The sequence below is a fragment of the Arthrobacter sp. NtRootA1 genome, assembly GCF_019976975.1.
GTDB lineage: Bacteria > Actinomycetota > Actinomycetes > Actinomycetales > Micrococcaceae > Arthrobacter > Arthrobacter aromaticivorans.
The window spans coordinates 3,624,145-3,644,545 of sequence record NZ_AP024630.1; the positions used below are offsets into that span (position 1 = coordinate 3,624,145).

General features: G+C 61.8%; 17 protein-coding genes and 1 tRNA gene. 9 read left to right on the top strand and 9 right to left on the bottom strand.

The window, feature by feature from the left end; translation table 11 throughout:
• Position 1: 1 nt before the first annotated feature.
• The 4 genes from thrC to argS are packed head-to-tail and all read right to left on the bottom strand — an operon-like array spanning position 2 to position 5,553.
• Positions 2 to 1,105 carry a threonine synthase gene (gene thrC, locus LDN90_RS16470; RefSeq protein WP_223946377.1) on the bottom strand — a complete coding sequence of 368 codons (1,104 nt, stop codon included), beginning with the start codon at positions 1,103 to 1,105 and terminating at the stop codon, positions 2 to 4.
• Entirely contained in the window at positions 1,106 to 2,422 is a 1,317-nt protein-coding gene (locus LDN90_RS16475; RefSeq protein WP_216923968.1) for a homoserine dehydrogenase, read from the bottom strand.
• Positions 2,415 to 3,899 carry a diaminopimelate decarboxylase gene (gene lysA, locus LDN90_RS16480; RefSeq protein ID WP_223946378.1) on the bottom strand — a complete coding sequence of 495 codons (1,485 nt, stop codon included), beginning with the start codon at positions 3,897 to 3,899 and terminating at the stop codon, positions 2,415 to 2,417. The genes LDN90_RS16475 and lysA overlap by 8 nt, the downstream gene beginning before the upstream one ends.
• Positions 3,900 to 3,903: 4 nt before the next feature.
• Positions 3,904 to 5,553, bottom strand: a complete 1,650-nt coding sequence (gene argS, locus LDN90_RS16485; protein ID WP_223946379.1) for an arginine--tRNA ligase — start codon at positions 5,551 to 5,553, stop codon at positions 3,904 to 3,906.
• A 229-nt stretch (positions 5,554 to 5,782) separates the two neighbouring features.
• Between argS and LDN90_RS16490 the strand changes: the two genes are divergently transcribed.
• The 6 genes from LDN90_RS16490 to LDN90_RS16515 all read left to right on the top strand — a co-directional run bounded on the left by LDN90_RS16490 (position 5,783) and on the right by LDN90_RS16515 (position 10,439).
• Positions 5,783 to 6,259, top strand: a complete 477-nt coding sequence (locus LDN90_RS16490) for a hypothetical protein (RefSeq protein WP_223946380.1) — start codon at positions 5,783 to 5,785, stop codon at positions 6,257 to 6,259.
• 5 nt (positions 6,260 to 6,264) lie between these two features.
• Entirely contained in the window at positions 6,265 to 7,137 is an 873-nt protein-coding gene (locus LDN90_RS16495) for an FAD:protein FMN transferase (protein ID WP_223946381.1), read from the top strand.
• The gene (locus tag LDN90_RS16500; RefSeq protein WP_223946382.1) at positions 7,134 to 8,636 is read left to right on the top strand and encodes an oxidoreductase; all 1,503 of its coding nucleotides are present in this window, start codon (positions 7,134 to 7,136) and stop codon (positions 8,634 to 8,636) included. Before LDN90_RS16495 ends, LDN90_RS16500 begins: the two co-directional genes overlap by 4 nt.
• A gap of 119 nt (positions 8,637 to 8,755) precedes the next feature.
• Positions 8,756 to 8,828 (top strand) — tRNA-Arg (locus LDN90_RS16505).
• A gap of 207 nt (positions 8,829 to 9,035) precedes the next feature.
• A complete protein-coding gene (locus tag LDN90_RS16510; protein WP_223949312.1) occupies positions 9,036 to 10,052 on the top strand; it encodes a M4 family metallopeptidase in 1,017 nt (338 codons plus the stop codon).
• A gap of 84 nt (positions 10,053 to 10,136) precedes the next feature.
• Entirely contained in the window at positions 10,137 to 10,439 is a 303-nt protein-coding gene (locus LDN90_RS16515; RefSeq protein WP_223946383.1) for a protealysin inhibitor emfourin, read from the top strand.
• Here the strand turns inward: LDN90_RS16515 and LDN90_RS16520 are convergent.
• Positions 10,436 to 11,404 (bottom strand): helix-turn-helix domain-containing protein, encoded by a 969-nt coding sequence (locus tag LDN90_RS16520; protein ID WP_223946384.1) that lies wholly within the window; start codon positions 11,402 to 11,404, stop codon positions 10,436 to 10,438. The two genes, LDN90_RS16515 and LDN90_RS16520, sit on opposite strands and share 4 nt — an antisense overlap.
• An 81-nt stretch (positions 11,405 to 11,485) precedes the next feature.
• Between LDN90_RS16520 and LDN90_RS16525 the strand changes: the two genes are divergently transcribed.
• Both LDN90_RS16525 and hrpA read left to right on the top strand, forming a co-directional pair.
• A complete protein-coding gene (locus tag LDN90_RS16525; protein ID WP_223946385.1) occupies positions 11,486 to 11,656 on the top strand; it encodes a hypothetical protein in 171 nt (56 codons plus the stop codon).
• A gap of 235 nt (positions 11,657 to 11,891) precedes the next feature.
• Positions 11,892 to 15,887, top strand: a complete 3,996-nt coding sequence (gene hrpA, locus LDN90_RS16530; protein WP_223946386.1) for an ATP-dependent RNA helicase HrpA — start codon at positions 11,892 to 11,894, stop codon at positions 15,885 to 15,887.
• A 3-nt stretch (positions 15,888 to 15,890) separates the two neighbouring features.
• On the opposite strand, the gene LDN90_RS16535 is transcribed toward hrpA, so the two are convergent.
• Genes LDN90_RS16535 through LDN90_RS16545 form a run of 3 tightly spaced genes read right to left on the bottom strand, consistent with a single transcriptional unit; the run spans position 15,891 to position 18,486 of the window.
• Positions 15,891 to 16,319 carry an HIT family protein gene (locus LDN90_RS16535; protein ID WP_223946387.1) on the bottom strand — a complete coding sequence of 143 codons (429 nt, stop codon included), beginning with the start codon at positions 16,317 to 16,319 and terminating at the stop codon, positions 15,891 to 15,893.
• The gene (locus LDN90_RS16540) at positions 16,316 to 17,560 is read right to left on the bottom strand and encodes an NAD(P)-dependent alcohol dehydrogenase (RefSeq protein WP_223946388.1); all 1,245 of its coding nucleotides are present in this window, start codon (positions 17,558 to 17,560) and stop codon (positions 16,316 to 16,318) included. Before LDN90_RS16540 ends, LDN90_RS16535 begins: the two co-directional genes overlap by 4 nt.
• A complete protein-coding gene (locus LDN90_RS16545) occupies positions 17,557 to 18,486 on the bottom strand; it encodes a sulfurtransferase (RefSeq protein WP_223946389.1) in 930 nt (309 codons plus the stop codon). The genes LDN90_RS16540 and LDN90_RS16545 overlap by 4 nt, the downstream gene beginning before the upstream one ends.
• 97 nt (positions 18,487 to 18,583) lie before the next feature.
• Between LDN90_RS16545 and LDN90_RS16550 the strand changes: the two genes are divergently transcribed.
• Positions 18,584 to 19,666: a PLP-dependent cysteine synthase family protein gene (locus tag LDN90_RS16550; RefSeq protein WP_223946390.1), complete on the top strand. Its 1,083-nt coding sequence runs from the start codon at positions 18,584 to 18,586 to the stop codon at positions 19,664 to 19,666.
• Here LDN90_RS16550 and LDN90_RS16555 read toward each other — a convergent pair.
• The gene (locus tag LDN90_RS16555; RefSeq protein WP_223946391.1) at positions 19,663 to 20,340 is read right to left on the bottom strand and encodes an MBL fold metallo-hydrolase; all 678 of its coding nucleotides are present in this window, start codon (positions 20,338 to 20,340) and stop codon (positions 19,663 to 19,665) included. The genes LDN90_RS16550 and LDN90_RS16555 overlap by 4 nt on opposite strands.
• Positions 20,341 to 20,401 lie beyond the last annotated feature (61 nt).

A 20,401-nucleotide genomic window follows, 5' to 3' on the forward strand; every position in this document is an offset into this window, starting at 1 on the left:
CTTACTTTTCTTCCAGTCCCAGTTCCGCGGCAACGGTAACGACGTCATTGGAAACCTTGACCGGCTGGACATCGCTACCGTCCTCCGTGCGGAGGGCCCACTGCGGGTCTTTCAGTCCGTGGCCGGTAACGGTGATGACGATGGTCTTGCCGGACGGAACCTCACCAGCAGCGTGCTTCTTGATCAGGCCTGCCACGCCAGCAGCAGAGCCGGGCTCGACGAAGACGCCTTCCTTGGACGAGAGCCAACGGTGGGCGTCCAGGATTTCCTCATCAGTGACGGCTTCAATCAGCCCACCGGATTCGTCGCGGGCAGCGACGGCTGTGTCCCATGATGCCGGGTTGCCGATGCGGATGGCAGTGGCAATGGTGTCCGGTTCAGTGATCGGGTGCCCTGCAACGAACGGCGCTGCACCCGCAGCCTGGAAACCCCACATGATGGGCGTCTTGGTGGAGACGGCCGGCAGTGTGCCGTTGGCGGTCTCGAAGGGAGCGGCGTACTCCTTGTATCCCTTCCAGTAGGCAGTGATGTTGCCGGCGTTACCAACAGGGAGAACGTGGATGTCCGGGGCATCGCCCAGGGAATCCACAACTTCGAAGGCACCGGTCTTCTGGCCCTGGATACGGGCAGGGTTGACCGAGTTCACCAGGAAGACCGGGTATGACTCGCCCAGCTTGCGGGCAATGTCCAGGCAGTTGTCGAAGTTGCCGTCCACCTGCAGCAGCGTGGCGCCGTGCGCGATCGCCTGACTGAGCTTGCCCATGGAGATCTTGCCTTCGGGGACGAGCACAGCGCATTTGAGGCCTGCGGCCGTTGCGTATGCCGCGGCCGAGGCCGAGGTGTTGCCGGTGGACGCACACACAACAGCTTTGGCGCCGGCTTCGACGGCTGCCGTAATGGCCATGGTCATGCCACGGTCCTTGAAGGAACCCGTGGGGTTCATGCCCTCGACCTTCAGGTACACCTGCGAGCCGGTCAGCTCGGAAAGCTTCTGTGCGTGGACGAGCGGGGTGCCGCCCTCGCCGAGGGTGATGACCTTGGTGGCTTCCGTTACAGGCAAACGATCAGCGTATTCGCGGATTACTCCGCGCCATTGGTGAGCCACTTAGACCCCTTCTACCCGCAGTACGGATGTCACAGAATTGATAACGTCCAGGCCCTTGACGGCCTCGACGGTTGCTGCGAGTGCAGCTTCGGATGCACGGTGCGTCACGATTTTCAGCTCAGCCGACTCAACGTTCGAGGCAGAGTCGCGGTGGATCGTTTGACGCATGATCTCGATGGATACGCCGTTCTCCGCAAAAATGTGGGCGATGCGAGCCAACACACCTGCTTGGTCTGCTACGTCCAGGCCGATGTAGTAGCTGGTGTTGGAGGCATCAATAGGCAGTGCCGGAACATGCCCGGTAGTTGTTTCCGTGCGGCCGGGACCGCCAAGGACCAGGCGCCTGGCAGCGGAGACGAGGTCACCCAACACAGCAGAGGCAGTGGGAGTCCCGCCTGCACCCTGGCCATAGAACATCAGCTCACCAGCGTTTTCGGCTTCGATGAAGACGGCGTTGAACGCGCCACGGACGGCTGCCAACGGGTGTTCGCGTGGCAGGAGCGTGGGGTGCACGCGCACCGAGATTCCGCTGCCGTTCTCTGAGGCTTCGATTTTCTCGGCGATGGCCAAAAGCTTAATGACGAAGCCGGCTTCCTTGGCCGAAGCGATGTCCGCAGCGCTGACCTTGGTGATCCCTTCGCAGTAGACGTCGTCCAAGGAGAACCTTGTATGGAAGGACAACGATGCCAGGATGGCGGCCTTGGCAGCTGCGTCATGGCCCTCGACGTCGGCGGTGGGGTCAGCTTCGGCGTAACCGAGGCGCTGTGCTTCGGCAAGGGCGTCCGCAAACTGGGCACCAGTGGTGTCCATCTGGTCAAGGATGAAGTTGGTGGTCCCGTTCACGATCCCGAGAACCCGCGTAATGCGATCGCCGGAGAGGCTGTCGCGGATCGGGCGCAGGATGGGAATAGCACCGGCAACGGCAGCTTCGTAGGACAGCTGAACGCCGGCCTTGTCCGCCTCTTCGTAGAGAGTGGGGCCGTCCTGCGCGAGCAGTGCCTTGTTGCCGGTGACGACGCAGGCGCCATTCTGGATGGCGGTAACGATGAGCGTACGTGCGGGTTCAATGCCGCCCATGAGCTCGATGACGAGGTCTGCGTCCTTGACGAGGGTCTCGGCGTCTGTGGTAAAGAGTTCACGCGGCAGTTCGACGTCGCGCGGCGAGTCGAGGTTGCGCACGGCAATACCGGACAGCTCGAGGCGCGCGCCACTGCGGGCGGCCAGTGCCTCGGCGTCGTCAATAAGAATGCGCGCGACCTGGGCCCCTACATTGCCACAGCCCAGCAGGGCCACCTTCAGGGTTCGCACTTCAGACATTCGCCACTCCCATGTCGCGGTTCAAGAGATCTTCTTCGGTTTCCCCGCGGACAATGAGCCTGGCGGCTCCGTCGCGGACAGCGACAACGCCAGGCCGGGCCAGGTAGTTGTAGTTGCTGGAGAGGGCCCAGCAATAGGCGCCGGTACCCGGTACTGCGAGCAAATCACCGGCTGCCACATCCGCGGGCAGATATACATCTCTAACAACTATGTCGCCGCTCTCGCAATGTTTGCCCACTACTCGGGACAGTTGCGGAGCTGCATCGGAGTCACGGGAAGCCAAAATCGCCGAATAATCCGCGTCGTAAAGCACCGGACGGGCGTTGTCGCTCATTCCACCGTCCACCGACACATACCGACGCGGATACGTAACGTTCTCTAGACCTTTTTCCGTGCCCGGAACGTCCACGCGAACAGTTTTAAGCGTGCCTACCTCATACAAGGTGAACGTGGTGCTCCCGACGATCGCGCGTCCGGGTTCGATGGAAACGCGGGGCGCTTCGATGCCGAGTTCCGCGCACTTTGAACGCACGACGGCGGCCATCGCCTGCGCGATTTCCGCTGCAGGGCGGGGCGTGTCCACTGGCGTATAGGCGATACCGTAGCCGCCCCCGAGGTCCAATTCCGGCAGGATGACGGAGTATTTGGCCTGCATCGCTGCCTGAAAGCCGAGGAGCTTTTCGGCAGCCAGCGCGAATCCGTCCGCCTCGAAGATCTGGGAACCGATGTGGCAGTGCAACCCCAGGAGTTCCACGCTCGGGTACGACGTCGCGGCGGCAACGGCTTCCTCAGCGGCGGACAGGCCTGCTTCCTCGGTGGAGTCCTCAGCCATGGAGAGGCCAAACTTCTGGTCCTCGTGCGCTGTGGCGATGAATTCGTGGGTGTGGGCGTGCACACCCGGTGTCAGGCGCAGCATGACCTTGGCAATTTCGCCGCGACTGGAAGCAATCTTGGCGACTCGTTCCAATTCGTCGAGGCTATCCACCACGATCCTGCCGACCTTCATGTCCAGTGCCCGGTTGATCTCGGCATCGGACTTGTTGTTGCCGTGCAGGCCCAGGTTGGCCCCCGGGATTCCGGCGCGGGCGGCAACAGCCAGTTCGCCTCCGGAACAGGTGTCCAGGCGCAGGCCTTCCTCAGCTACCCACTGTGCCACTGCCGTGCACAGGAAGGACTTGCCCGCGTAGTAGACGTCCACTCCCCCACAGATGTCGGCAAAGGCGTCGTCGAAAGCGTCCTTGAAGGCACGGGCACGGGATCGGAAGTCAGATTCGCTCATCACGAACAAAGGCGTGCCGAACTGTTCCTTGAGGTCGCTGACTGAAATCCCGTCAATAGTGACCTCACCGACGTCGTTCTTCTCCACACCGGCTGCCCACATCGGTGCCTGAAGGACGTTAAGGTCCTCCGGGACGGCCAGCCATTCAGGGGCAAGCGGAGAGGCCTGGGGTGAATTTGGTGCGGTGTTTGTGGTCATGGCCTTACATCCGTTCCGGCGCGGAAACGCCCAGCAGTCCGAGTCCGTTGGCCAGCACCTGGCTGGTGGCGTCGTTCAGCCACAGCCGGGTCCGGTTCACGTCCAACACCGGATCCTCACCCTGCGGGGAGACACGGCAGGCGTCGTACCAGCGGTGGTAGGCACCGGCGATGACCTCAAGATGGCGGGCTACGCGGTGCGGTTCGCGGAGCTCGGCTGCTTTGGCCACGATGGAGGGGTAGCTGCCCAAATAGGAGAGAAGCTCGTTCTCCGTGGCGTGGTCCAGCAGCGATGCGTCGAACACAGAGCGATCGACCCCGGCTTCGGCGGCGTTGCGCGCGGTTCCCCTGGAGCGGGCATGGGCGTACTGCACATAGAACACGGGGTTCTCGTTGCTGTTCTTCTTGAGCAGTTCCGGGTCCAGTGTCAGCGGCGAGTCCGCAGGGAACCGGGCAAGGGAGTAGCGCACCGCGTCCTTGCCCAACCAGGAAATGAGGTCCTTGAGTTCGATGATGTTGCCCGCGCGCTTGGACAACTTGGCGCCGTTGACGGACACCAACTGTCCAATGAGAACCTCAATGTTTACTTCGGGGTCGTCGCCCGCGCACGCTGCAATAGCTTTGAGGCGATTGATGTAGCCGTGGTGGTCGGCGCCAAGAAGGTAGATCTTCTCGGTGAAACCGCGGTCCTTCTTGGAGAGGTAGTACGCGGCATCGGCGGCGAAGTACGTCGGTTCTCCGTTCGCGCGGATCATGACGCGGTCTTTGTCATCGCCGAAGTCAGTGGTGCGCAGCCAAACGGCGCCGCCGTCGTCGAAGACGTGGCCCTGTTCGCGGAGCCGGGCAACGGCAGATTCAATGGCACCGGCGTCGTGCAGTTCCTTCTCGGAGAAGAAGACGTCGAATTCCACGCCGAAATCTGCCAGCGTTGCTTTGATATCCGCCATCTGTGCCTCGTAGGCGGCAGCACGGATGACCGGCAGGGCAGCCTCGTCCGTGAGTTCACGGATATCCGGGTGGGCTTTGAGTACTTCATCGCCTAGTTCGCGAATGTACTCGCCAGGATAGCCGCCCTCTGGGACGCCCCGGCCGTGGAGCCGGGAAAGGACTGAGTTGGCGAAGACGTTCATCTGCGAACCGGCGTCGTTGATGTAGTACTCAGCGGTGACGTCGGCTCCCGACGCCCGCAGCACACGCGCGATCGCGTCGCCCAGGGCGGCCCACCGGGTATGGCCGATATGAAGGGGCCCCGTGGGGTTGGCCGAAACGAATTCCATGTTCACAACATGTCCTGCGAGCGCCTGGTTGGTCCCGTAGGTGGAACCCGCCTCAACGATTGCCTTGGCAAGCGCGCCTGCAGTAGCAGCATCAACGGTGATGTTCAGGAAGCCCGGACCTGCGATTTGGACTCCGGTCACGCCGGCGATTTCCTGCAGGCGGTGGCTGAGGATTCCCGCGAACTCGCGCGGATTCGTACCGGCCTGCTTAGCCAATTGCAGGGCAATATTGGTGGCCCAGTCTCCGTGGTCCCTGTTCTTGGGGCGCTCCACCCGGACGTCGTCGGGGACAGCGGATTCCGCCAAGGCGATTTCGCCGGCAGAGACGGCGTCCTTAAGGCAGGTGGATATGGCAGCAGAGAGTTCTTCGGGAGTCACCCATCCAGCCTACCGGGGGGCCGCGAACTCGAGGAATTAAGGCCCGTTTATGTGGATATCTTGGACACAGCGCCTCTGCATGAACTGCCGGCGGCACTCACAGACTGAACCATTACGCTGATTTCAACGTTGTGAAGACGTAAGAGGTGGCTTTAAGGGTCATCCAGAGACCCAAACCATCCGCTGACCGCATGTTGATCACATCTTGTCCAGTTGAAACGAGCAGAACATGACTACGCCACTCCGCAAGAGCCTCTACGTCGGGTTTGCCAGCGTTTCCATTATTGGGACCGCAGCTGCCTGTGCCCCTACAACGGAAGCCCCGTCAACCCAGACACCCGCTACCCAGAATGGCGGCCAGGCTTCTACTGGCAGTCCTTCTTCCTCCAGTTCGGCTGGAAAAGGCAACTCCACGTACCGGGACGGCACGTACAGCGCCGATGGAACATATACATCGCCGAACGGCCAGGAGACGGTTGGCGTTGAGCTCAAGCTGGCCGGGGACAAGGTGGAGGCAGTGAATATCACCGTCCACCCCTCCAACCCCAATACCAAGAAGTTCCAGGGCGAGTTTGCCAGCGGTATCGCGTCACAGATAGTTGGCAAAGACATCGACGAACTAAACGTTTCCAAGGTGGCCGGTTCCTCCTTGACCTCCGGCGGCTTCAACGATGCCGTGGAGCAGATCAAGTCCCAGGCAAAGTAGCAGCCATGCCGCATCCGGGCTGGAGCCGATTTAGCTTCGAAGGGATCGGTACGCACTGGGAGATTTCGACGTCGTCGATCCTTGCGCCTGAAGTGCAGCGCCAACTGCTTGCAACGGTGGCGGATTACGACCACACCTATTCACGGTTCAGGCCGGATTCCCTGGTGTCCGCTCTGCAGCGCGGTCCCGGCAGCATTTCATTGCCCGGGCACTCTGTGGCCCTCCGCGACGTCTACCAGACGCTGTACCGGATAAGTGGCGGCTCCATGACACCCCTGATCGGCAATAGCTTGAACCGTCTTGGTTATGATGCCGGCTACACCTTGGTTCCTTCAGGCGCTCCTGAGGGTGCAGCCAAGTGGGAAGACGTCCTTGAATGGTCGGGAACCACGGTTTCGGGCAAGGTCCCGCTGGTGTTGGATGTTGGCGCCGCAGGAAAAGGACAGCTCGTGCATCTGCTCGGTGAAGTCCTCCGTTCAGCTGGCTACCTGGACTTCCTGGTGGATGGCAGCGGGGACATGCTGCATTCCGGAAGCCTGCCCGTCACTGTGGCGTTGGAGCATCCTTATAACCCCAAGCAGGCAATCGGCACCGTGGAATTGGACAATTCCGCCCTCTGCGCCTCCGCGTCCAACCGCCGGGCGTGGGGCGACGGCCTGCACCATGTACTGGACGGAATCACTGGGCAACCTATCCAAACCACAGTGGCCACCTGGACCATGGCCGCGAGCGCGATGGTGGCCGATGCCCTGGCCACGGCACTCTTCATGGTGGAACCTGCCGCACTTGAGGTTGAATTCGATTTTTCCTGGCTGCGGGTGTTTTCGAATGGGACTGCCACATTTTCGGCTGGTTTTGAAGGGAGACTGTTCACATGAATGCCATGAAGTCGCGACTGGACACCTGGTTGGGACGCTTCACGATGTACCGCTGGATTTTGTGGGTTCTCGGGGTACTGGTGGCCTACAGCCTGCTTCTGAACGTCTTGGGGTGGCTGACGTTCGGCCTGCCACAGATGCTGGTTCACTTGTGCCTGTGCCTGGGGCTTACCTATGGATCGAACCGCCTGCTTGCCTTGCTTTTCCGGACCACGCCACATTCAGAGTCTTCACTCATTACTGGCCTGCTCCTCTATTTCCTGTTCTGGCCCACATTCGTCCCCACTGACATGCTGGGTGTTGCACTGGCCTGTGTCCTGGCCAGCGCTTCGAAGTATGCTTTGGCTTTCCGTGGGCGCCACATTTTCAACCCGGCGGCTGCGGGGGCTTTTATCACGGGCTTAACCGGACTGAACATAGCCACGTGGTGGGCCGCAACGCCTGCCATGCTGTGGCTCCTTGTTCCTGGCGTCCTGGCGGTCCTGTACCGCACACGGAAAATGCTGATGGCTTCCGTTTTCCTGCTAGTGGCCACCAGTATCGTCTGCGTCGAATTGTTGGGCCGCGGCATGACCTTCGGCCAGGCCCTGTGGCAGCCGTTGGCCCAGCGCCCCTTGCTCTTCTTCGTCGGCTTCATGCTTACCGAGCCGCTCACGCTCCCCCCACGCCGTTGGCAGCAGTTGGCGCTTGCCGGCGTCGTGGGCGTTGTCTTCGCAGTTCCTTACAACTTGGGCTTCGTGGCCAATTCCCCTGAACTCGCGCTTCTGGTGGGGAACCTCATCGCTTTCTTCCTGGGCCAGCGGGGCCGCGTGCAACTGACATTCAAGGGATCCCGGGCCCTAACGCCGGGGACCAGGGAGTTCCGCTTCGAGCCTCGGCGCCCCGTTCGGCATGCGGCCGGTCAATTCATGGAACTGAACCTTCCGCATTCAGGGTCCGACGGCAAGGGCCGCCGCCGTGTCTTCAGCATCACCAGCCCCCCGGGTGCTCCAGAAGTGACCTTCGGCGTTGGAACTGCCGAACCCTTGTCCACCGCGAAGAAGACGTTGTTGGCGCTAAGGCCTGGTGACATGATTTCCGCCACGGCGGTTGGCGGAGACTTCGTGCTCCCCCGCGACGCCGGTAGGCCGGTCCTGCTGATTGCCGCAGGTATTGGCATCACGCCTTTTCTTTCCCACCTTGCGTCCGATACTGCAGCCCGTGACACCGTGGTCCTTTACCTTGCCCACGGGCGCGATGAACTCGCCGCCTGTGAGCAATTGGCGGCATCCGGCGCAAAGGTAATCGCCCGGCTCGCGGACGGCTCCACTCCCCCCGATTTCATGCACGACGCCGGAACCTCCAGGATCGATGCACGGCGCCTGAAGGAACTGGTACCGGACATCGCCGCCCGGGAGGTTTATGTCTCCGGTTCCCCGGCGAGCGTGGATTCCCTGCGGGCCGCCGCGCGCGGTGCAGGTGCGCGGCGGGTACACGTTGACTCGTTTGCGGGGTACTGAGCGTGGGTACAGCAGCGCCGTGGGGTGCAGGGCGCTAAAGATCATGCCGCGTTTTCTTTTGGGGCTCGGTGGCTGCTAAGCTCTAGGACGTCCCACCGGCAACGGAGGGAACCCTGGATGCCCTCGTAGCTCAGGGGATAGAGCGTCTGCCTCCGGAGCAGAAGGCCGTAGGTTCGAATCCTATCGAGGGCACACACGATACCCCGCCAGTCCAACTGGCGGGGTATCTTTGCATTCCAGCCCGCATTCCGGCCGCCTCAACCCGGGTCGCCACTATCAGTTCAGGGCTTGCCGGGCGAACACCCCAAAATTGTCAGCCCCCGCTCCTAGGCTGATCACAGTTGCCAGTCGCCAAGAGCCAGAGGGGTTGCCGTGCTTTGTTCAATCGTTCCGCCTTACATGCTTCGAAGGATTGCCGCCCAGAGCGAACCACGGCTTTGGGCTGTCGCCCGCGCCGCAAAGGAATCGCTCCTGCACATCAAGGACCTCCAGGCGGTTCGTGCCGCCCCGGCGCCCTCTACTCCCCCCAGTGTCGTGGCGGCAAAGCCCAGCCCGCCAAAGCGCACCATCTACGATGCCGACACCTCGGAAAACCTGCCCGGCCGGGTAGTCCGCAAGGAAGGCGCTGCGCCTATTGGGGATGCCGCTGCCGATGAGGCCTATGACGGTTTGGGCAGTACGCACCGACTTTATGCCGAGATTTTCGGCCGGGATTCCATCGATGGGGCCGGCTTGGCCCTGGACGCTACCGTTCACTACGGCAATCTGTACGACAATGCCTTTTGGGATGGTAACCAGATGGTTTTTGGGGATGGCGACGGGGAGATTTTCCAGCGTTTCACCAAGTCAGTGAGCGTCATCGGCCACGAACTGGCTCATGGGGTCACGCAATTTACGGCAGGGCTCAATTACCGCAACCAGGCAGGTGCCCTGAATGAGTCCATGTCAGATGTCTTCGGTGTACTGGTGGAGCAATACCTGAAGAAGGAAACTACCGAGCAAGCCAGCTGGCTGATCGGCGAGGGCCTTTTTACCGACAAGGTCCAAGGTGCGGCCTTGCGCTCGATGAAGGCCCCCGGCACCGCCTACGACGACGACATCCTGGGCAAGGACCCGCAGCCGGACTCCATGGACACGTATGTTCGGACCAGCGCAGACAACGGCGGAGTGCACATCAATTCGGGCATCCCGAACAGGGCGTTCTACCTTGTCGCCTCCGAGCTGGGCGGCAATGCATGGGGTGCGCCAGGGCAGATCTGGTATGGGACACTCACCAGCGGGTCGCTGCCGTCAGCCTGTACCTTTGGCAAGTTCGCCAAGACGACTGCGGCTACCGCGGAAGAACTTTTTGGCGTTGGCTCAGTAGAGCATGACGCCGTCCTGAAGGCGTGGGAGACTGTGAAGGTCAAGGTTTAGACCAGCCGGCGGGACCGTCCGGCCCCCGGGCAGTCCCGCCGTCGTTGGCTTGCCGCCAGTACGTCAAACGAGAAGTAGCCGGTCATGAAAATCACCGTCCAGCGCAGTGGGGGCATAGCCGCGATGACACGCGTCTGGAGCGTGGAGGCAGTGTCTGACGATGACAAAGAGCGCTGGATGCCGATCGTTGAGGCATGTCCCTGGGACGAGGCGAAGAGCCAAGCCAGGACTGTGAACGAACCGGATCGATTCATGTACTCCATCAGGGCAGGGCAACGGCGGGCGACGCTACCCGAGCGCGCAGTCACGGGGCCCTGGCAGGAACTGGTGGAGTGTGCCAAGGCTGAAGGTTCCGAGTCCCGCGGCCGCTTGGGGGCCCGCCGCTAGATCGCCTCGGCCAACTGCCCGCGGAAGGCCCTTCGGTAACTCTGGGGACTCGTATCCAACACCTTCGTAAAATGGTGGCGCAGCAGTACGGAATGCCCGAACCCTGCCTCCCGCGCGATCTCATCGATATTCAGCTCCGTGGACTCCAGGAGTTCCTGGGCCCGCAGGACCCGCTGGGAGTTCAACCAAGCCGCGGGTGTAGTCCCCGTTTCCGCCCTGAAGCGGCGCGCGAATGTTCTGGGCGACATGTGCAGCCGCGCAGCCAACTCGTTCACGCTGTGTTCTTCGTCGAGGTGTTCAACCATCCATCGCAGGAGTTCCTCCATGGGCGCTGAACCACACCGGGGCATTGGCCGGTCAATGAACTGCGCTTGGCCGCCGTCGCGATGGGGTGGGACTACCATGTCACGCGCGATCGCGGCAGCTACGCTGGCTCCCAGCTCTACACGCACAAGATGGAGGCATGCATCGATACCGGCAGCAGTTCCTGCGCTGGTAATGATGGTTCCGTCCTGTACATAGAGGACGTTCTCATCCACCACTGCTGCAGGGTAGCGATTCGCCAGCTCCTGCGAGTAGTGCCAATGGGTAGTGCATCGGCGCCCATCGAGCAGGCCTGCCCGCGCCAAGGCGTAAGCGCCGGAGCAAATGGACATCACCCAGGCGCCGCGGGCATGAGCCGCCCGGAGTGCTTCAAGGACCGGCTCCGGGATCTCCTGGTCCCTCCCGAAGGGCGCCATGATCACCAGGTCCGCATCGGCCGCAGCTTCAAGGCCGTGGTTGACATGCAGCGAGAGCCCGGACTTCATCCGGATGTCTCCCGGCTCCGGTGCGCACACCCTGAAGTCGAAAGCAGGTACGCCTGCACCGCGGTCGGACCTGTCAATGCCGAAGACCTCAAAAGCGGTACCGAACTCGAAGATCGAGAAGTCGGGAACAACTATGACGGCTACTGATTTCAACATATCTCCAGTGTGGCAGAAAATTGTCTAAATGGGGCATTTCTGCCACTGTTTCTTGGCTGCCGCCAAGAGAAGACTGAAGGCATGGAAATCTTCGGAATCATCCTCTTCATCGTCCTCATCACCGCCGTCGCAGCCACCGTTACCGCCCTCCTGAAGGACGGACGCGGCCACAACCCACCCATCAACTCCAAGGAACCCTGGAGCGCCTTTGATGCTCCAAGTACTCCGTACTGGAATCCCCGCATCTACTAGCCTCCCGCCAGCCCACTGGAAGCGTCCAGCCAAGATTTGTCCACCCGACGCCCGTCCTTCACGGAATTCACCAGGATTTCCTGAACGACGGGCGTCTCTGTGCGCGGCTTGCAGTAGTTCATCTGGGGGACAGCGGCGATACTGCGGACATATGAGCTGGAGGACGCGCGCGCTGGCGGACATGTGAATGCGACAGCGGACGTTGACGCGAAGCCACAGTAGACTGGCAGCAGCCATGACACTTCATATTTCCTACCCCGCTGAGCTGCCGGTATCCGAGCGCCGCGAGGATCTGATGGCGGCGATCGCCGCAAACCAGGTGACCATCATTGCCGGCGAAACCGGCTCGGGCAAAACTACCCAGATCCCTAAGATGTGCTTGGAACTGGGCCTGGCCGACAAAGGCCTGATCGGGCACACACAGCCACGCCGGCTGGCGGCCAGGACTGTGGCAGAGCGCATAGCGTCCGAGTTGGACGTCGAGATCGGACAGGAAGTTGGCTTCCAGGTCCGGTTCACTGGCGAGGTCAGTGCATCGACCAAGATCAAGCTCATGACCGATGGCATCCTCCTGGCAGAGATCCAACGGGACAAACTCCTGCGCAAGTACAGCACCATCATCATCGACGAGGCCCACGAGCGCAGCCTCAACATCGACTTCATCCTGGGCTATCTGAAGCGGGTTCTCCCCCAGCGCCCGGACCTGAAAGTAATCATCACCTCGGCCACGATCGATCCTGAACGCTTCGCCAAGCACTTTGGCACGGAGGAGTCCCCCGCCCCCATCATCGAGGTTTCCGGCCGGACCTACCCAGTAGAGATCCGGTACCGGCCCTTGTCACAGCCTTCCGGGGCGGACGAGGACAGTTCCGATGACGAACTGGAAGAGGACCGGGACCCGCTGGATGCGGTCTGTGACGCGGTAGACGAACTGGCCAAGGAGGCACCGGGCGACATCCTCGTGTTCTTCTCTGGCGAGCGGGAAATCCGCGACGCTGCCGAGGCCATCAATGGCCGCATCCAGACCAACCGGCGCCTGGCAGGTACGGAAGTACTCCCCCTCTTTGCCAGGTTGAGCCTTCAGGAGCAGCACCGCGTGTTCAATCCAGGTGGAAAGCGACGCATCATCCTCGCCACCAACGTGGCGGAAACCTCGCTGACTGTCCCCGGCATCAAATACGTGATCGACACCGGCACGGCCCGCATCTCGCGGTATTCGCACCGGACCAAGGTCCAGCGCCTTCCCATCGAACGTGTATCCCAGGCCTCGGCCAACCAGCGATCCGGACGGTGTGGCCGCGTTTCCGAGGGCATCGCCATCCGTCTCTACTCAGAAGAAGACTTTGAGTCCCGTCCGCAGTTCACGGACCCGGAAATCCTGAGGACCAACCTGGCCGCCGTCATTCTGCAGATGACGGCCATGGGCGTTGCCCGCGGTCCCAAGGATGTTGAGAACTTCCCGTTCGTGGAACCGCCTGATTCACGCGCCATTAACGACGGCGTCACCCTCCTTCGCGAACTCGGCGCCCTCAGCCCGGCGACTTCGAACACGCCTGCGTCCAAGGATCCCCGCGGTAACCGTCGGAGCGGCAGTGGTCTGACCGCCGTCGGGCAGAAGCTGGCCCAGCTGCCGGTCGACCCGAGACTCGGCCGCATGATTGTCGAAGCCGGCAAACGCGGTTGTGTCCGCGAAGTGATGATTCTGGCCGCAGCCCTCACGATCCAGGATCCGCGCGAACGGCCAACCGACAAACAGCAACTCGCTTCTGAGAAGCATGCACGGTTCCGCGATGAGAACTCGGACTTCACTGGCTTCCTCAACCTCTGGAACTACATCCAGGAAAAGCAACGCGAGCTGTCCTCAACGCAGTTCCGTCGGCTGTGCCGCAACGAATTCATCAACTATCTCCGCGTCCGGGAGTGGCAGGACCTTTTCACCCAACTCCGACAACTTGCCAAGCCCTTGGGTATCACGCTGGACAATAAGCGTGAAGCAGATCCCGTAGGCAACCACGAGGGAATTCACATCAGCCTGCTGTCAGGGTTGCTGAGCCACATCGGCCTCCTTGATGAGCGCAAGCGCGAATACGCCGGCGCCCGCGGCAGCCGCTTCGCAATATTCCCCGGTTCTGCCCTGTTCAAGAAATCGCCTGCATTCGTCATGGCCGCCGAGTTGGTGGAAACCAGCCGCTTGTGGGCACGGGTCGCAGCAAGGTTCGATCCCTTGTGGGTGGAACAGGTAGCCCCGGACCTCGTGAAGCGCTCCTACAGCGAGCCCCATTGGTCCTCCCGGCAAGGTGCCGTCATGGCCCACGAGAAAGTCACGCTGTACGGCGTGCCCATCATCCCGAACCGTCGGATCAACTACGGCCGCATCGATCCGGAACTGTCCCGTGAACTCTTCATCCGCCACGCGCTGGTGGAAGGCGAGTGGAAGACCCATCACAAGTTCTTCCACCGCAACCGCGCACTCCTGCAGGAGATCGAGGAGCTTGAAACCAGGATGCGCCGGCGCGACATCCTGGTTGATGACCAGACCCTCTTCGAGTTCTATGACGCCCGGGTGGGCAAGGATGTCGTGTCTGAACGGCATTTTGATAAATGGTGGAAGGAGGCCCGCCAAGCCGATCCAGCGCTGCTGGATTTTGATCAGTCGCTGCTGATGAGCGAGGACGCCGAGACCCTCGATGACTCGGCCTACCCCAAAACTTGGCTGCACAAGGGCTTCGAACTTCCACTGAGCTACGAGTTCCACCCCGTGGCTCCTGGATCTGCTCCGAATCCTTCGGACGGTGTCACCGCCGAAGTTCCGGTGTTGTTCCTGAACCAACTCGACGACGCTCCGTTCCGCTGGCAGATTCCGGGACAACGCGTAGAACTGATCACAGCGCTTATCAAATCCCTCCCCAAACAGGTTCGGAAGAACTTCGTGCCTGCCCCTGACGTCGCCCGGCAGGCTACGGAGGCGTTGGAAAGAGACTTCGATCCCGCCACTGACGAGCTCGAGCCCTCCTTGGAATTGGTTCTTCGCCGGCTCCGCGGACACGTCATCCCACCGGGATCATGGAACTGGGAAGCCGTGCCTCCGCACCTTCGCGTCAGCTTTAAGGTGGTGGACAGCAAGGGCAAGGTCCTCGACGAAGGCAAGGACCTCGCACAACTACAGGAAAAACTGGCCCCGGCCACACGTCGGGCAATCGCCGAATCGCTCGGTGCTACACCAGCGACGACGGCCCCCGGCAAGGCTGGCACAAGAGCCGGAGCGCCGGGCGCCTCAAACGGCAAGACCGCCGGTTCCGCGGCCGGGACCAGCAGCAGTCCTGATGTGCGTGCCGGCGCCCAGCCTGCCCAAGGAGCGGTGGCCGAACGCACTGGTATCACCGAATGGGACTTCGGAACCGTGCAACGCCAGGTAACCCGAACGGTGAAGGGCCACGCTGTCACCGGCTTCCCGGCGATCGTGGATGAGGGTATCTCTGTAGCCCTCCGCGTCTTCCAAACCCGCCAGGAACAGGAAGCGGCAATGCGTGGCGGGGTGATCCGGCTTCTGGCCCTTCGGATCCCTGCCCCGGACCGGTACGTGTTGGAGCACCTCAGCAATACCGAGAAGCTGACCTTCAGCCAAAATCCGCACGGCTCCGTCAGTGCCCTGATCGCTGACTGCGCCCTCGCTGCCATCGACAAACTGACGCCAGAGGCCCTGCCCTGGGACCAGGAAGCCTTCGATGCGTTGTATGAAGTAGTCCGCGCTGAGCTGATCGATACCGTATTTACGGTAACGGCCGTCGTCGAACGCATCCTGGCGAGCACCCGCCGGATCCAAAAGCAGCTGAAGTCCAGTGCGAGCCTGCCGCTCATCAGCGCCCTCAATGACATGAAAAGTCAGCTGGAACAGCTGGTCTTTCCGGGCTTTGTGGCACAGACGGGCTACGCACAGCTGAGCCAGCTTCCGCGGTACCTGCAGGCGATTGAGAAGCGGCTGGAGAAGCTTCCTGGCAACGTTCAGCGCGACGGACTGAATATGGCGATCGTCCAGGCGCTGGAGGATGACTACGACGACGCCGTCTCCGCGTTGCTCCCCGGACGCAGGGCAGGTACGGAATTAACCCGGGTGCGCTGGATGATCGAGGAGTTGCGTGTAAGTCTCTTCGCCGTCGAGTTGGGCACGGCCTACTCTGTCTCCGAGAAGCGCATCCGAACGGTGCTGAACCAGGCGTTGGCGCCAGCCTGACGGTTAGTCTTCAGGTACGCAGTCCCCGTGGCCGGCAGCCCGCAAGGCCCCGCGGAGCTTCACAGCCGTGGCATCCATGACGGCAGGATCCGGATTATGGTCCACGTTGTGTACCTCAAAGTCCGCCATCGAATAGGCCGGCCAGATGTGGACGTGCAAGTGGTCCACCTCAAAGCCTTCCATCAGGACACCCACGCGCTTGGCGCTGAAAAGATCTTCCTGGACCTTCCCGATCCTCTGGGCAACGTCCATGACTTTGGCTAAAAGCTCCGGGCTGGCGTGCGTCCAGGAATCCACTTCCTCACGAGGCACCACCAGTGTGTGTCCCGGCGTTATCGGAGCGATTGTCAGAAACGCCACAACATCCTCGTCCTTCCACACGAAACGGCCCGGGATTTCCCCGTTGATGATCTTGGTGAACAGCGTGCTCATGCATCTGCCCTTTCTGACGGTTCCTGAAGTGTTGCGGTGTCCAGTACAAACCGGTATTTCACGTCTCCGGCCACCATACGGTCATAGGCTTCGTTGAGTTGGTCGGCGCCTACGATCTCGATGTCGCTGGCAACTCCATGCTCGGCACAGAAGTCGAGCATCTCCTGGGTTTCCTCGATCCCGCCAATCAGCGAACCTGCATAGGCCAACCGACGGCGTATAAGCAGTCCCGGGCTGACGGGCGGCATGTCTTCGGCCGGGAGCCCAAGCTGGAAAAGTGCCCCATCAAGCCGCAGCGTGCGGAAGTAGGGGTTGAGGTCATGCGGCGCAGCAAAGGTGTCAATGATGACGTCGAGGCTCCCGTTCGCGCCCGCCATGGCTTCTTCATCCCTGGACAACACCACGTGGTCCGCTCCCAATTCCCGTGCGGCGTCGAACTTCGCTTCAGAGGTGGTGAACACGGTAACCTCCGCGCCCATGGCCTTCGCGATCTTGACGGCCATGTGGCCCAAGCCTCCCAACCCCACAACTCCCACCGAGTCTCCCTCTTCGACGTCGAAGTACCTCAAGGGCGAATATGTGGTGATTCCCGCGCACAACAGAGGGGCGGCTGCCGCAGGGTCCAGGGCTTCGGGGATGCGTAGCACGAAGCGCCGGTCAACCACCACCGACGTCGAATATCCTCCTTGGGTGATTGCGTTGCCATTGCGCGGGTCCGGAACTCCGTACGTGCCAATATTGCCCCGCTCGCAGTACTGCTCCAGCCCGTCCAGGCAGCTCTCGCACTCGCGGCAGGAATCCACGAGGCAGCCAACGCCAACGCGGTCACCCGGAGCGAAATCCTGCACAGCAGCACCCACCCGCGTTACCCTGCCGACGATCTCATGGCCCGGAACCAGCGGATATGGTGGCAAACGCCATTCGCCACGTGTCGCATGAACATCGGAGTGGCAAAGACCGCAAAACTCGATCGCGATCTCCACATCGTCTTCCTTGGGCGCACGGCGCGCGACAGTAAGCGGTACCAACCCACTGTCCGGCGAGGTCGCACCAAAAGCCGCCGCGAGCGTGGACCCTTCAGGATCCGATGACTGCGCAGGAACAGGGTTTGCTGTATCCATCGGAATTGGCTTCGCTGTGTCCATTGGGATTGGCTTCGCTGTGTCCATTGGGATTGGCTTCGCTGTGTCCATTGGGATCGGCTTCGCCAAGGGCGGGGGCACGGGACGTCCAGGGGTCATGATCCGACGCTACTCCCGGCAGCAGCGCTCGTGCCACTTTGGCCGTGCGCGCTAGCAGTGTCTCCGGTGTTCCCCACATATTCATCCTCGAATGGTTCACTGCCAACGGCGACGGGATTCGCGGCATTGTTTGACCATTGCGAGAAGGACCCCGGGAAAAGTGCCGCTGTGTGTCCAGCAATTTCGAGGGCGGCAACCTGGTGAGCAGCCGTGACGCCGGACCCGCAATAGACGGCAATGTTGCCCGGGACATCCGCTCCCAATCCAGCGAAGCGCCTGCGCAGTTCCTCCGCTGGCAGGAACGTGCCTTCCGCGGTGAGGTTATCGGTAGTTGGTGCGCTGACAGCGCCCGGAATGTGTCCGGCGCGGGGGTCAATAGGTTCGATTTCGCCCCTGTAACGTTCCCCGGCGCGCGCATCCAGCAGTACGCCCCGCTCATGCCAGTGCGCGGCTTCCTCCTCGGTGATAGTGGGCATTTTGCCGTCGGCCAGGGTGACATTCCCGACGGCGGGCGTCACCTCGCCTGCCTCCACAGGGTGACCTGCCGCACGCCAGGCGGCCAGTCCGCCGTCGAGCAGGTAGACGGTTTCCACGCCTGCATTCCGCAGCATCCACCAGGCGCGGGCCGCGGCCATACTGCCACTGTTGTCATAAGCGACCACGGTGTCGCCGTCGTTGATCCCCCAGCGTCGCGCGGCAAGCTGGAAGCGTTCGCTGGAGGGAAGGGGGTGCCGGCCCAGGGCAGGTTGTGCGTGGTCCGCGAGTTCGCTGGGCAGGTCCACGAAAACCGCCCCTGGCAGGTGGCCTTCCAGATATTGGCTGTGCCCATCCGTCCTGCCCAGAACCCAACGCACGTCCAGGAGCACGGTACGCTCCCCCGCCGCGAGTCGCCGGTGTACTTCGGACGCCTCCATCAGAATGGTCATCTGCTCTCCTTCAGCTAAGCCTGCGTGGGCGCTGTGCTACCTATGCCCGTCTTCCAGCCTAGTCTTGTGTTCTACGCCCCGCCGGTACGCTTGTCCGGTGAGCAATTCGTGCATTCAGGACAGGGTTTGGGCCAGCGAGGCCATCCGCAAGATCGAAGCCGAGAACAACCGTTCGGCAGATACGCACCTCTACGCAGTCCCACTGCCTGAACATTGGGGAGTCCACCTCTACCTCAAGGACGAGTCGACGCACCGATCAGGCAGCCTCAAACATCGCCTGGCCCGTTCGCTGTTCCTCTACGGACTGGTTAATGGCTGGATCACGGAGGGCACTACTATCGTGGAAGCCTCCAGCGGCAGCACGGCGGTCTCAGAAGCGTACTTCGCCCGGCTCATTGGTTTGCCCTTCATCGCTGTCATGACCAAGACCACCAGCCCTGAAAAGATCGCCCTTATCGAGGAGTTCGGGGGCGCCTGCCTCTTGGTGGATCACCCTTCAGAGGTATACGCCGTGGCGGAGGAGACCGCGAAAACGTCCGGCGGCTACTACATGGACCAGTTCACCTTCGCCGAGCGCGCCACGGACTGGAGGGGCAACAACAACATCGCTGAATCAATCTTCCAGCAGCTCTCCCGTGAAGAGCATCCGGTTCCCGCATGGATCGTGGTGGGCGCAGGAACCGGCGGCACGAGCGCGACCATTGGTCGCTACCTGCGATACAACAGGCACAACACCTGCCTTGCAGTGGTGGACCCGGAGAACTCTGCGTTCTACCCGGCATGGCGTGATGGCGATGCCGCCGCCGCCACGGGTTTGCCGTCCCGCATCGAAGGCATCGGCCGTCCCCGCGCGGAGCCGAGCTTCGTCCCGGCTGTCATTGATCACATGATCCAAGTCCCGGACGCAGCCTCTGTGGCGGCCATGCGACACCTGCGTAGGCTCACCGGATTGCATGCAGGGCCCTCTACGGGCACCAACCTTTGGGGCGTCTGGCAACTCGTGGCGCAGATGGTCTCGGAAGGGCGAAAGGGAAGCATCGTCTCGCTCATGTGCGACGGCGGCGACCGCTATGTCGGCAGTTATAACGACGCCGGGTGGCTGGCCAGCAAAGGACTGGACCCTGCACCGTATGAAGCGGTGTTGGAGCGATTCCACGAAACCGGTGTGTGGACCGGTTAAACCTCTACTGACTCACGGGGCGCCAGTCGCGTGTAGGCGGTTCCGTAACGGGCACCGATCCGTGTGACGTGGCCTTCCACGATCCCGCGACCCAGTTCGTTAAGCAGACCATCATGGACGGGGAACGCTTTGGGCGCGCGCACAGAGATGACAAAATCCACCACTTCCCCCACTTTGGACCATGGCGCATGGATGGGCACCAGGAGGGTTTGGACGTTGATACCGTCCGGAACCACGAATGAATCCCCAGGGTGGAAGACGTTCCCATCCACCAGGTAGCCGATGTTGGACACCACGGGAATCTGGGCATGGATGACTGCATGCTGGCCACCGAAGGTCCGCACCGGGAACCCCGCAGCCTCAAAATCGGACCCCGGTTCGACCGTATGGATGCGATCGGCCAACGCTTCGGATCCGGTTCCGTCCACCCCTGCAGCCTCGGTGAGGGACTTTGCAACACCTGCCGGCGCATAGACCTCAAGCGAAGAGTTGCTGCGCAGGGCCGCCAGCACGGCCGGCCGATCAATATGGTCGTTGTGCTCATGCGTTACAAGGACAGCGTGCGCACCTGCCAACGCTTCTTCGGACTCAGAGAAGGTGCCGGGATCGATGACCAGGACCCGCCGGTCCTTCTCCAACCGGATACAGGCATGCGTGAACTTGGTGAGCTTCATGGTGACAGCCTAGGGGCGGCTGCCGACAGTTTCCAAGCCTCCCCTACTGGTAAAATTGGGG